General features: G+C 63.3%; 13 protein-coding genes and 1 rRNA gene. 4 read left to right on the top strand and 10 right to left on the bottom strand.

The features are described from left to right. Positions 1–52 precede the first annotated feature (52 nt). Positions 53–304, top strand: a complete 252-nt coding sequence (hemP, locus tag CFB45_RS12700; RefSeq protein ID WP_039370075.1) for a hemin uptake protein HemP — start codon at positions 53–55, stop codon at positions 302–304. Positions 305–577: 273 nt separating this feature from the next. Here hemP and CFB45_RS12705 read toward each other — a convergent pair whose 3' ends face one another. The 5 genes from CFB45_RS12705 to uvrB all read right to left on the bottom strand — a co-directional run bounded on the left by CFB45_RS12705 (position 578) and on the right by uvrB (position 6,122). Beyond that, a complete protein-coding gene (locus CFB45_RS12705) occupies positions 578–1,975 on the bottom strand; it encodes a 4Fe-4S binding protein (RefSeq protein ID WP_089425831.1) in 1,398 nt (465 codons plus the stop codon). Beyond that, positions 1,972–2,814: an FTR1 family iron permease gene (locus CFB45_RS12710; RefSeq protein ID WP_027784952.1), complete on the bottom strand. Its 843-nt coding sequence runs from the start codon at positions 2,812–2,814 to the stop codon at positions 1,972–1,974. The genes CFB45_RS12705 and CFB45_RS12710 overlap by 4 nt, the downstream gene beginning before the upstream one ends. A gap of 58 nt (positions 2,815–2,872) precedes the next feature. After that, positions 2,873–3,205 carry a cupredoxin domain-containing protein gene (locus CFB45_RS12715; RefSeq protein WP_027786891.1) on the bottom strand — a complete coding sequence of 111 codons (333 nt, stop codon included), beginning with the start codon at positions 3,203–3,205 and terminating at the stop codon, positions 2,873–2,875. Between the two features lie 55 nt (positions 3,206–3,260). Continuing rightward, positions 3,261–3,812 (bottom strand): iron transporter, encoded by a 552-nt coding sequence (locus tag CFB45_RS12720; RefSeq protein ID WP_089425832.1) that lies wholly within the window; start codon positions 3,810–3,812, stop codon positions 3,261–3,263. A 219-nt stretch (positions 3,813–4,031) separates the two neighbouring features. Further along, positions 4,032–6,122, bottom strand: coding sequence for an excinuclease ABC subunit UvrB (uvrB, locus tag CFB45_RS12725; protein ID WP_089425833.1), 2,091 nt, complete (start codon positions 6,120–6,122; stop codon positions 4,032–4,034). Between the two features lie 267 nt (positions 6,123–6,389). Here uvrB and CFB45_RS12730 point away from each other — a divergent pair, with 267 nt between their 5' ends. After that, positions 6,390–7,589: an amino acid aminotransferase gene (locus tag CFB45_RS12730; protein ID WP_089425834.1), complete on the top strand. Its 1,200-nt coding sequence runs from the start codon at positions 6,390–6,392 to the stop codon at positions 7,587–7,589. Between the two features lie 118 nt (positions 7,590–7,707). Here CFB45_RS12730 and CFB45_RS12735 read toward each other — a convergent pair whose 3' ends face one another. After that, positions 7,708–8,496 (bottom strand): 3-hydroxybutyrate dehydrogenase, encoded by a 789-nt coding sequence (locus tag CFB45_RS12735; RefSeq protein ID WP_046543566.1) that lies wholly within the window; start codon positions 8,494–8,496, stop codon positions 7,708–7,710. 164 nt (positions 8,497–8,660) lie between these two features. Between CFB45_RS12735 and CFB45_RS12740 the strand changes: the two genes are divergently transcribed. Next, positions 8,661–9,632 (top strand): potassium channel beta subunit family protein, encoded by a 972-nt coding sequence (locus CFB45_RS12740; protein WP_089425835.1) that lies wholly within the window; start codon positions 8,661–8,663, stop codon positions 9,630–9,632. 112 nt (positions 9,633–9,744) lie between these two features. Further along, a complete protein-coding gene (locus CFB45_RS12745; protein ID WP_069248449.1) occupies positions 9,745–10,590 on the top strand; it encodes a 23S rRNA (adenine(2030)-N(6))-methyltransferase RlmJ in 846 nt (281 codons plus the stop codon). A gap of 15 nt (positions 10,591–10,605) precedes the next feature. Here the strand turns inward: CFB45_RS12745 and CFB45_RS12750 are convergent, their stop codons facing one another. The 4 genes from CFB45_RS12750 to rrf all read right to left on the bottom strand — a co-directional run bounded on the left by CFB45_RS12750 (position 10,606) and on the right by rrf (position 12,222). Beyond that, positions 10,606–10,941 (bottom strand): hypothetical protein, encoded by a 336-nt coding sequence (locus tag CFB45_RS12750; RefSeq protein ID WP_089425961.1) that lies wholly within the window; start codon positions 10,939–10,941, stop codon positions 10,606–10,608. A 148-nt stretch (positions 10,942–11,089) separates the two neighbouring features. Continuing rightward, positions 11,090–11,236: a DUF3563 family protein gene (locus CFB45_RS12755; protein WP_006478295.1), complete on the bottom strand. Its 147-nt coding sequence runs from the start codon at positions 11,234–11,236 to the stop codon at positions 11,090–11,092. Between the two features lie 215 nt (positions 11,237–11,451). Then, positions 11,452–11,856 carry a Cu(I)-responsive transcriptional regulator gene (cueR, locus tag CFB45_RS12760; protein ID WP_041493104.1) on the bottom strand — a complete coding sequence of 135 codons (405 nt, stop codon included), beginning with the start codon at positions 11,854–11,856 and terminating at the stop codon, positions 11,452–11,454. A gap of 253 nt (positions 11,857–12,109) precedes the next feature. Further along, positions 12,110–12,222 (bottom strand): 5S ribosomal RNA (gene rrf / locus CFB45_RS12765). Between the last annotated feature and the right edge of the window lie 4 nt (positions 12,223–12,226).

Genomic DNA, 12,226 nt, shown 5'->3' on the forward strand with positions numbered 1-12,226 from the left:
TAGTTATCATTTAGAATTCATTCCATCGTATCGACAGTCACCGATCAACCGAATGACCGACACCATGCGCCCGACCCCGACCACGCTGACCTTGCGCCGCACGACCGGCACCGCAGGCAGCAGCCGTCAGAAGACGGCAGCGGTCACCACGCCGGCGAAACCCGCCGGCAACCGCGAAGCAGGCACGCGGGTCGTCAGCAGCGATGCGCTGCTGCAAGGCCAAAGCCACGTCAGCATCGCGCATAACGGAGAGACCTATCAGTTGCGCGCCACACGGCTCGGCAAACTGATCCTGACGAAGTAAGACAGAGTATTGTGGGGACCACCTCCCTGAGAGGTGTTGGGCAGTAGCCAGCGTAACGGCTTGCACGCGAGATCTAGACCCCTTCGTGCAAACACACTCAAGCAGCCGTTGCAGCAAGCCAAGCCACTTTTTTTGGTTCTCGCACAAGGAAGAAAAAAAGCGACACGTCCTTCGACGTGTCGCTTTTTTGTTTGGGCGCCCGATGCGTGAAGCATGCCGCCCAGGTTCGTTACCGCGTCGCTGCGTGACCGCCGAAGCGGCACGCGATCCGCTTCAGAAACCCCAGAACATCAACCACCAGGCGCTGTCGATGACGGCAAGCGCGACGGCGAACCACGCGAACGCCGCAAGCCGGCGCGGCCAGCCCGCATAACGCCCCGTCACTTTCCACGCGAGCCACGCACTCCATGCGTTGGCGCCGACCAGGATCGCGATGCGCACATCGGTCGCCCAGCCGAGCGGCACTTGCTCGGCACGCAGCAGCGACAGTGTCGTGGCCGACAGGCCAAGGAACACCCCCGCTCCTGCAATCGGAATCAACGCCTGTGCAAGATGATGCAGCCGCACGCGATCGAAGCGGCCGAGCATCAGCGTCGCGCCGGCCAGCAGCACCAGCAGTGCCGTGCCGTACACGAGCCCCGTGCCGACGATGTAGCTGATGACCAGCCCGCCGTCGAGCCACGAGAACACGTCGTTACGATCCGGATAGTGCGTGAGCAGGAACCACGGCGCATTGGTCTCGAGCGGCCACGTGATGTCATGGTCGATCAGCCAGCCCGCAAGCCATTGCTTGATCTGCACGAACCACGGGCTGACGGTCCAGTGGAACGCACCGATCGCGACGCCGAGCAGGCCGTACAGGATCAGCGCGGTGTCCCACGGGTTCGCCTGCTGCGCGCCGAGGTTCACGACCTCGTCGGACGGCGAGCGCAACGACAGCGAGATCGCATCCCGGTGCCCGCTGCAGCGGCCGCACATGTGGCAGTCCGCCGCGCCCTTCATGTTGCGCAACGGCACGAGCGGCGCGCAGTTGATCGGAATCACGCGATGCCCATGCTCGCCGTTCTTGTACGACCGGCGCCATGCATCCTCGTCGACCTTGTAGCGCATCGGCGCGAGCCGCGCGAGCAGCCCGAACACGCCGTTGACCGGGCACAGGTACTTGCACCACACGCGCTTTTCGCGGCCGTACAGCACGCCGATCACGATCGCGCCGACGGTCGAGCCGCCGAGCACGAACAGCACCGCGAGCGGGTACTGGTACACGCTCACCATCTGCCCGTAGATCGTCGTGAGCCCGAACGCGACGAACGGCCAGCCGCCCCACCGCATCCAGCGCGGAATCGGGCCGCCGCGGCCGAACTTGCTCGCGAATTCGGTGAGCGCCCCTTCCGGACACAGCACGCCGCACCAGACACGGCCGAGCATCACCATCGACAGCAGTACGAACGGCCACCAGATGCCCCAGAACGTGAATTGCGCGATCAGCGTGAGGTTGTTCCACAGGTGTGCGGAGTCGTCCGGCAGCGGCAACACCGCCGGCACGATGATCAGGAACGCATAGACGGCGACGACGGCCCACTGGATGCCGCGGATCAGCGCACCGTGGCGCTGCATCCATTGGCCGGCCTGCGCGAGCCAGCCTTGCTTGGCTGCGGCGACAACGCTCATGCCGCGCGACCTGCCGCGACTGCCGGACGACGGCTCGCGCGCTTCATCAGCAGCCAGACCACCGCCCAGTACACCGCATACGCGACCAGGTTGGTCAGCGCCGGGTGGGCACGATAGCCGGTCAGCGTGGCGACGAGCGAGCCGAACGTGCCCGAATCATCGAGGATCGCGGACGTGTCCCACACCTGCGAAATGCCGAGCGGCAGGATTTCCTTGTCGATCAGCTTGTCGACGCCCGTCTGGAACAGGCCGGCGCCGAGGAACAGCAGCATCACTTCCGTGACGCGGAAGAAATGCCGCCACGAGAAATACTTGCCGCCGAGTTGCAGCAGATAGAACGTGAGGAACGCGAGGCCGAGGCCGATCACGACCGCGAGCATCTGGCTGCCGTCGACGTGACCCGACTGGCCGAAACCGAGACCGTACAGGAAGATCACCGTCTCGCTGCCTTCGCGCGCGATCGCGAGCGCGACCAGCACCGCGACACCCCACCAGTTCGAATCGCGCGTGCTCTGCTGCAGCGATTGCTCCATGTCGCGCTTCAGCGTGCGGCCGTGCCGGCGCATCCACAGCACCATCTGCACGATCAGCACGCATGCGATCAGCACCATGGCAGTCTGGAAGTAGTCCTGCGCGTCGCCGGACAGCACTTCGGTGAAACCGACCAGTGCGGCACCGAGGCCGACGGCCATCAGCAAGCCGACACCGACGCCGGCCCAGAGAAAAGGCAGGCCGCGGCGCGCGTCGTCGTCGCCGTTTTTCAGCCATGCATAGAGAATGCCGACGACGAGCAGCGCTTCGACGCTCTCCCGCCAGACGATGAACAAGATCTGACCCATCGATACCTCCTGACGCGCGGTACACCAGGCAGGTGCGCCCGCGCGCAGATAAAACGCATTACTTCGCGACGATCACGCCCTGCGCCTGCTGGTGGAAATCGTCGAAAAACTTGTATTCACCCGGTGACAACGGTGCGACGACCACGAATGAATCGGCGCCCGGCGCGAGCACCTTCTCCTTGCGCAGTTGCACGCTCTCGAATTCGGCGGCGCCCTTGCCGGTGTTCTTGATCTCGATCTTGAAACGCTGGCCGGCCGGCACTTCGATGCGGGCGGGATTCAGCTTGCCGTCCGTCATCTCGAGCTTGAACGTCGGCAGATCGGCAGCGTACGCTGCGCCGGCAAGCCACAACGCAGCGGCTGCGGCAACGATTTTCTGGGGAATTTTCATTCTGGGTTCTCTACGCCGACGGCGCGCCGAAGCGCGCCGTTCGTGATGCCACCGATCAGTAACCGCCCTTCTTGCCGATACCGGCGAACGGGAAGTCGTACTCGAGGGTAATGGGCTTGAACCATGCGCCCACGCCCGTTTCCTTGTCGATGTGACGGCCGAACGCCATGTGGCCCGTCTGCATCGGCGGCTTGACGACCATCGTCAGGTGGTACTTGCCCGGGCCGTTCAGCTTCACGTTGTCGCCGTAGTGCGGACCGTCGCTCGCGACCATGCCCATCAGGTCGCCTTCAGCCTTCCACTTCGTGTCGCCCTGCTTCGTCAGCTTGTACGTGACCTGCAGGTACGGCATCCAGTCGCCTTCCGCGAAACCCGTCGGGTTGTTCTTGACCGCATGGATGTCGGCCTCGAGGTGGATGTCGGAATCCGACGCCTTGCGCATCATCCCTTCCGGGTCCATCGTGATCGGCTGCAGGTACACCGCGCCGATTTCCATGCCGCCCTGGATCTGCTGCTTGCCGATCGGATATTCGGCAGCCAAGGCCGACATCGCGGCAAGCGCCGCCGCTACCGCAACCGTCGTGCGGATGAACGAAGAACCCAACATGGACACTCCTTGTTATTTGATCTGGAACCATGCGGACCGACCGCCAGCCGGCCCACTGAAAACACTAACGCGACAAAGAACGTTAATGCGAACAATTCTCAATAATCACGGAGTTTAGCACCGAACCTGTTTCGGAACAAACGGAGAGCCGTGTAAACCCCTGATCCGACAAGGCTTACAGGTTCGTTACCGCAGGGTTTCGGTGACGCTTGGAAAGATTTACCGGCCGCCGTTGACGTGATCGCCGACGTTCGCGCCGAACACACGCTCGCGCAGCAGCGCAAGTTGGTCGCGGGTCGCGGCGGCCTTCTCGAACTCGAGATTCTTCGCGTAGTCGGCCATCTGCTTTTCGAGGCGCTTGATTTCCTTGGCGAGCTGCTTTTCCGACATGTCCTCGAATTTCGCGCGCTGCTGCGCTTCCTTCAACTCCGCGCGTGCCTCGTCCGCGTTGTAGACGCCGTCGATGATGTCCTTGATGCGCTTCACGACCCCGCGCGGCGTGATGCCCATCTTTTCGTTGTGCGCGATCTGCTTCGCACGGCGCCGCTCGGTCTCGCCGATCGCGCGCTTCATCGACTCGGTCATGTTGTCCGCGTAGAGGATCGCCTTGCCGTTCACGTTCCGCGCCGCGCGGCCGATCGTCTGGATCAGCGAGCGCTCCGCGCGCAGGAAGCCCTCCTTGTCCGCGTCGAGGATCGCGACGAGCGACACCTCGGGAATGTCGAGCCCTTCGCGCAGCAGGTTGATCCCGACCAGCACGTCGAACGTGCCGAGCCGCAGGTCGCGGATGATCTCGACGCGCTCGACCGTATCGATGTCGCTGTGCAGGTAACGCACCTTGACCCCGTGATCGGCCAGAAACTCGGTGAGCTGCTCGGCCATGCGCTTCGTCAGCACGGTGATCAGCACGCGCTCCTCGGCCTTGACGCGCGCGTTGATCTCGGCCAGCACGTCGTCGACCTGCGAGCTCGCCGGCCGCACTTCGATTTCCGGATCGACCAGGCCCGTCGGCCGCACGACCTGTTCGGCGATCTGCCCGGTCACGCTCTTCTCGTAGTCGGCCGGCGTGGCCGACACGAACACGACCTGGCGCATCTTGCGTTCGAACTCGGGGAACTTCAGCGGCCGGTTGTCCAGCGCCGACGGCAGTCGGAACCCGTAGTTGACGAGGTTTTCCTTGCGTGCGCGGTCGCCGTTGTACATGCCGTTCAGCTGGCCGATCAGCACGTGCGACTCGTCGAGCAGCATCAGCGCATCGGGCGGCAGGTAGTCGACGAGGGTCGGCGGCGGATCGCCGGGCGCCGCGCCCGAGAAATGTCGCGAGTAGTTCTCGATGCCCTTGCAGAAGCCGAGCTCCTGCAGCATCTCGAGATCGAAGCGCGTGCGCTGCTCGAGGCGCTGCGCCTCGACGAGCTTGCCGTCGTTGTGAAAGTACTCGAGGCGCTCGCGCAATTCGTCCTTGATCGTCTCGACCGCGCGCATCACGGTGTCGCGCGGCGTCACGTAGTGCGACGACGGATACACGGTGAAGCGCGGGATCTTCTGCCGCACGCGCCCCGTCAGCGGGTCGAACAGCTGCAGCGTCTCCACCTCGTCGTCGAACAGTTCGACGCGCACGGCCAGTTCCGCGTGTTCGGCCGGGAAGATGTCGATCGTGTCGCCGCGCACGCGGAACGTGCCGCGCTGGAAATCCTGCTCGTTGCGCGTGTACTGCATCGCGATCAGCCGCGCGATCACGTCGCGCTGGCCGAGCTTGTCGCCGGCGCGCAGCGTCAGGATCATCTGGTGATATTCGGACGGATTGCCGATACCGTAGATCGCCGACACCGTCGCGACAATCACGACGTCGCGGCGCTCCATCAGGCTCTTCGTCGCCGACAGCCGCATCTGCTCGATGTGCTCGTTGATCGACGAGTCCTTCTCGATGAACAGGTCGCGCTGCGGCACGTACGCTTCAGGCTGGTAATAGTCGTAGTACGAGACGAAGTACTCGACCGCGTTGCGCGGGAAGAACTCGCGAAATTCCGAGTAGAGCTGCGCGGCGAGCGTCTTGTTCGGCGCGAACACGATCGCCGGGCGGCCGAGCCGCGCGATCGTGTTCGCCATCGTGAAGGTCTTGCCCGAGCCCGTCACGCCGAGCAGCGTCTGGAACGAGAGGCCGTCCTCGACCCCTTCGACGAGCGTCTGGATCGCGGTCGGCTGGTCGCCTGCGGGCGGATACGGTTGATACAGCTGGAACGGCGACCCTTCGAAGGTCACGAATTTCGATTCGTCGAGCGCGTCGCCGGTTTCGGCTTTATGTTCGGACATGGAATGCGGCCGGAGCGAGGGCAAAGAAAGCATTCTAGCGCTTCGCGGCCTCGCGAACTGCTGCCGGCTCCTGACGCGCGACGGCCGCCCGAAATCGCGATTCCCGGCCGAATTTCGCCGCCGAAACGCCGCCCCCGCCTGCGTGAATTCGCTACAATGTCAGGCTGCTGCGCTTTCCGGCGTCGTGCCTGCCTGCGCGCGGTCCATCCACCGCGCCCGCCCCGCCCGTTGAAAGCCTGACCCTCTTTTCACTACTGCCGAATCATCATGTCGCTCTTCTCCGCTGTCCAGCTTGCTCCCCGCGACCCGATCCTGGGCCTGAACGAAGCCTTCAACGCCGATACGCGTCCGACCAAGGTCAACCTCGGCGTCGGTGTGTACACGAACGAAGAAGGCAAGATTCCGCTGCTGCGCGCGGTTCGTGAAGCAGAGAAGGTGCGTGTCGAAGCCGGCCTGCCGCGCGGCTACCTGCCGATCGACGGCATCGCCGCCTACGATGCGGCCGTGCAGAAGCTGCTGCTCGGCAACGACTCGCCGTTGATCGCGGCAGGTCGCGTGGTCACGGCCCAGGCACTGGGCGGCACGGGCGCGCTGAAGATCGGCGCGGATTTCCTGCGCACCGTGAACCCGAACGTGAAGGTCGCGATCAGCGATCCGAGCTGGGAAAACCACCGCGCGCTGTTCGAAGCAGCCGGCTTCGAAGTCGTTGCGTACCCGTATTACGACGCTGCCACCAATGGCGTGAACTTCGAAGGCATGCTGTCGGCACTGAACAGCTACGCGGCAGGTACGGTCGTCGTGCTGCATGCATGCTGCCACAACCCGACCGGCGTGGACCTGACCGAAGCGCAATGGCAGCAGATCGTCGACGTCGTTAAGGCGCGCAACCTCGTGCCGTTCCTCGACATGGCCTACCAGGGGTTCGGCGAGAACATCGAGGCCGATGCCGCTGCCGTGCGCCTGTTTGCCGCGGCTGACCTGAACGCATTCGTGTCGTCGTCGTTCTCGAAGTCGTTCTCGCTGTACGGCGAGCGCGTCGGCGCACTGTCGATCATCACGTCGAGCAAGGAAGAAGCGACGCGCGTGCTGTCGCAACTGAAGCGCGTGATCCGCACGAACTACTCGAACCCGCCGACCCATGGCGGCGCCGTGGTCGCAGCGGTGCTCGCTTCGCCGGAACTGCACGCTTCGTGGGTGCAGGAACTCGGTGAAATGCGCGATCGCATCCGCGCAATGCGCAATGGTCTCGTCGAGCGCCTGAAGGCAAGCGGTGTCGATCGCGACTTCAGCTTCATCAACGAGCAGCGCGGGATGTTCTCGTATTCGGGCCTGACCTCGGCGCAAGTCGATCGCCTGCGCGACGAGTTCGGCATCTACGCAGTCGGCACGGGCCGGATCTGCGTCGCAGCACTGAACACGCGCAACCTCGACGTGGTCGCCAATGCGGTCGCAGCCGTCCTGAAGTAACACGGCTTGAGCAGGCGGCAGCCGTCATCGGCCCCGCCCTGCCAAAATGAAAAACGCGCTCCGTGGAGCGCGTTTTTTATGCCATTCACCGGCGGGCAGCGACCCGCCCGCACCCGCATCACTGCATGAACCAGCCGTGGCTGACGACGACCGACTGGCCCGTGAGCGCGGCGCTCGGGAAGGCCGACAGGAACAGCACCGTCTGCGCGACGTCCTGAACGGTCGTGAACACGCCGTCGACCGTATTGCCAAGCATCACCTTCTTCACCACTTCCTCTTCGCTGATCCCGAGCTCCTTCGCCTGCTCCGGAATCTGCTTGTCGACCAGCGGCGTGCGCACGAAGCCCGGACACACGACGTGCGAGCGCACGTTGTGCTTCGCGCCTTCCTTCGCCAGCACGCGGGCCAGGCCGAGCAGGCCGTGCTTGGCCGTCACGTACGCCGACTTCAGCGGCGACGCCTCGTGCGAGTGCACCGAACCCATGTAGATCACGACACCGCCGCGATCGTCCTTGTACATGTGCTTCAGCGCGGCCTTGGTCGTCAGGAACGCGCCGTCGACGTGGATCGCCTGCATCTTCTTCCAGTCGGCGAACGAATAGTTCTCGATCGGATTGACGATCTGGATGCCCGCGTTCGACACCAGGATGTCGACCGAGCCGAACGTTTCGGCCACCTTGTCGATACCGCTGTTCACGGCTTCCTCGTTCGTCACGTCCATCGCGACGCCGATCGCCTTGCCGCCCGCCTTGACGATCTCGTCAGCGACCGCGTTCGCGCCGTCCTGGTTCAGGTCGGCGATCGCGACGGCCGCGCCCGCTTTCGCGAGCTCGAGTGCGATTTCCTTGCCGATGCCGCTCGCGGCGCCCGTGACGACTGCGGTCTTGCCGCTCAGATCTGCTGCCATGTCCGTCTCCTCCCGTTGTCGGATCGATAAAACAAGCGCCCGCCGCATCCGCTACCGTCGCGCGATCGTGCTGGCGGGCCAGCCGTCATTGTGCACGATCGGCCCCGCCGTTCGCGCGCAAAACGTCTAAGCTTAAGGTCGGTTCCATCACGCAGGAGATTCGCATGCACTATCGACGGCTAGGCCGCTCCGGCCTGCAGATCAGCGAGCTTTCGCTCGGTTCGTGGGTAACGTACGGCAACCAGGTCGACCAGCGGGTCGCACGCGAATGCCTGGCTGCGGCGCGCGACGCTGGCGTCAATTTCTTCGACAATGCCGAGGTCTACGCCGGCGGCAAATCCGAGGAAATCATGGGCCACGCGCTCAAGGCACTCGACTGGCCGCGCATCAGCTACATCGTGTCCACGAAGTTCTTCTGGGGGCTCGCCGAAGCGCCGAACCAGTATCACACGCTGAACCGGAAATACCTGCTGAACGCCATCGACGGCTCGCTGCGCCGGCTGCAACTCGACTATGTCGACCTCGTCTATTGCCATCGTCCCGACCCGAACACGCCGATCGAGGAAACCGTCTGGGCAATGAGCGACATGATCGTGCGCGGCAAGGCGCTGTACTGGGGCACGTCGGAATGGAGTGCCGACGAGATCCGTGCTGCGTGCGAGATCGCCGAGCGGCATCACCTGCACAAGCCGGTCGTCGAGCAGCCGCAGTACAACCTGTTCCACCGCACGCGGGTCGAACAGGAATATGCGCGGCTCTACGAAGACTACGGTCTCGGCCTCACGACCTGGAGCCCGCTGGCATCGGGCCTGCTCACCGGCAAGTACCGTAACGGCGTGCCGCCCGGCAGCCGCGCCCAGTTACAGGGTTACGACTGGATGCGCGACCGCCTGACCAATCCGGCCGCCAACGACATCGTCGAACGGCTCGGCACAATTGCAGCCGAACTCGGCTGCAGCACGGCCCAACTCGCGATCGCGTGGGTACTCGCAAATCCGCGTGTGAGTTCAGTCATCACCGGCGCGTCGCGGATCGAGCAGATCAGTGACAACATGCGCGCGCTCGACGTTGCCGCGAAGCTGACGCCGGATGTGAAGCAACGCATCGAGGAGGTGGTCGGCGATGCGTACGAGTAAGGCGATGCGCGGTCACTCGCGTACAATACGCGGCCCGCATCGGCGCCCGGCCTGACGGCCGCGCACGATCGACCGCTTTCATCGATTCACCTTTCGTTTCAGGCAGCCCGCCATGCTCAGTTATCGTCACGGTTTTCACGCAGGCAACCACGCGGACGTGCTCAAGCACGCCGTCGTCGTTCAGCTGCTGCGCTACCTGAACAAGAAGGACAAGTCTTACTGGTACATCGACACGCATGCAGGTGCCGGCGTGTACTCGCTGCGCGACGGCTACGCGGCGAAGACGTCGGAATTCGACACCGGCATCGGCCGACTGTGGAACGAGAAGAACCTGCCGGAGGCGCTGGGCGACTATGTGGATGAAGTACGCGCGTTGAACGACGACGGTGAACTGCGCTTCTACCCGGGTTCCCCGTACATCGCATGGCGATCGATGCGCGAGCAGGACCGCATGCGCCTGTTCGAAATGCACACGACGGAAATCGACGTGCTGCGCCATAATTTCCGCGATGCAGGCCGACGCGCGATGATCTTCGCCGGCGACGGCTTCGAAGGCATCAAGGCGCTGCTGCCGCCGCCGCCGCGACGCGCACTCGTGCTGATCGACCCGTCCTACGAGGACAAGAAGGATTACGCGCGCACGGTGGCTTGCGTGACGGAGTGTCTGAAGCGTTTCGCGACGGGCTGCTATGCAGTCTGGTACCCGCAGGTGACCCGGACGGAATCGCAGCGTTTTCCCGAGCAGTTGAAGCGCCTGCAACCGAACAACTGGCTGCACCTGACACTGACGGTGTCGAATCCGCCGACTGACGGGCTAGGTCTCTACGGCAGCGGGATGTTCATTCTGAATCCGCCGTATACGCTCGCCCAGAGCATGAACGAGGCACTGCCCTACCTGGTCGAGATGCTCGGACAGGATAGCGGCGCCCGCTGCCAGATCGAGCACCGCGGAAACTGATCGGGTGACTGGCCGTTACGGCTGAGGTCTCGGCGCGAGCCTCGGCTGGTTGACCGGCTGCCCACCCCATGCGGGGACATTGATATACGGCGCGACGAACAGCGGAACCGACGTGTTCGGCGCCTGCCCGGCCGGAGCGCGCATCCCTGCCGGCTCGACGATCGGCTCGGAAGACAACGGGGCCGTCTGCAGCACCAACCCGCCCTTGCCGTCCTGGATACCGCGTTGCGTATCGAGAATCAGCGGCTTGGACGACGTCGCAGCAACAGCCGCGAGTCCGTGGACCAGCACCGCCGCGCCCACAACGAGACGCGCGCGGGCACTTCGACGCACATCGAGACGCAAACGCATGATCGTGTCCTTCAGGATGAAAAGCAGGTGCATACCATAGCGCTGCACTGACGATTGCGCCAGATCCGACGCACAAAAAAACAAAGCCCCGTCAAATACGGGGCTTGCTTATCGTTCGGTGCCACGTGGCACCTGACGGTGACTTCGATTACAGCGAGTAGCCGTTGGTTTCGAGCGAGCGGATGCGGCTCTCGAGCTGGACGATGTCCGACGACGTGGCAAGGTAGGCCTCACGGCGTTCACGTTCTGCGGATTCGAACCAGTTGCTCAGCTTTTCGACGATGTAGGCGATCATGACATTCTCCAAGGAAGGGGGACCCCTGGTGAATCGGTGTTCAGGGATTTCCCGTATAGGGTTATCCCTAATTATAGCGATGCCGCACCAAGATGCTAGTGAAATACTTGCATGGGAACCATTCCAAATCGGAATGGCTGACCGACGCCACTTCATAACCCATTGATTTTTATCAAAATCGAGTCAATGCCTGATTGGGACGTCGAGCGAACGCACTAATTTGGTTCACCGACAGGGTCGGACAGACGCGCCAAAATCGGGCATTCGGGCCGCCCGTCACCATGACAGTGCGCAGCAAGATCGGCCAGTGTGTCGCGCATGTCGCTCAGCTCGGCGATGCGCTTGTCGAGTTCGGCCACGTGCTCGAGGGCGATTGACTTCACTTCGGCGCTCGCGCGGGAACGGTCTTGCCAGAGCATCAGCAGCTTGCGGATGTCCTCGACGAGAAAGCCAAGGCGTCGCGCCTGACGGATGAAGCGCAGGATATGGATCTCGTCTGCGCCGTAGATCCGGTAACCGGCGTCGGTACGCTTGCTTGGCGCCAGCAGGCCCACCTGTTCGTAGTACCGGATCATCTTTGCGCTGACTCCGGATTCGCGCGACGCGTCGCCGATATTCATTTCCGCTCTCTCCATCAAGCCCTGGTTTCAAACATGAACGTCGACGTGTGCAATCGCCGACGACACGTCGATCGTATCAAATCGCGTGGTTTCGTTCCGGGATAAGGATCGACTGCAGGATGGCGGCTGATTGATCTGGTGTGCGTGCCGTTGGGATGTGATGAATGAAGCGCTCTTCTCTCACCACACATGCATTTCCGCCGCCCAAATGCAAAAACCCCCGCCTTTCGGGCGGGGGTTCTTGGCTTAGGGAGCCTGACGATTACCTACTTTCACACGGGAATCCGCACTATCATCGGCGTAGAGTCGTTTCACGGTCCTGTTCGGGATGGGAAGGGGTGGGACCGACTCGCTATGGTCATCAGGCAAA

The sequence above is a fragment of the Burkholderia sp. HI2500 genome, assembly GCF_002223055.1.
Taxonomy (GTDB): domain Bacteria; phylum Pseudomonadota; class Gammaproteobacteria; order Burkholderiales; family Burkholderiaceae; genus Burkholderia.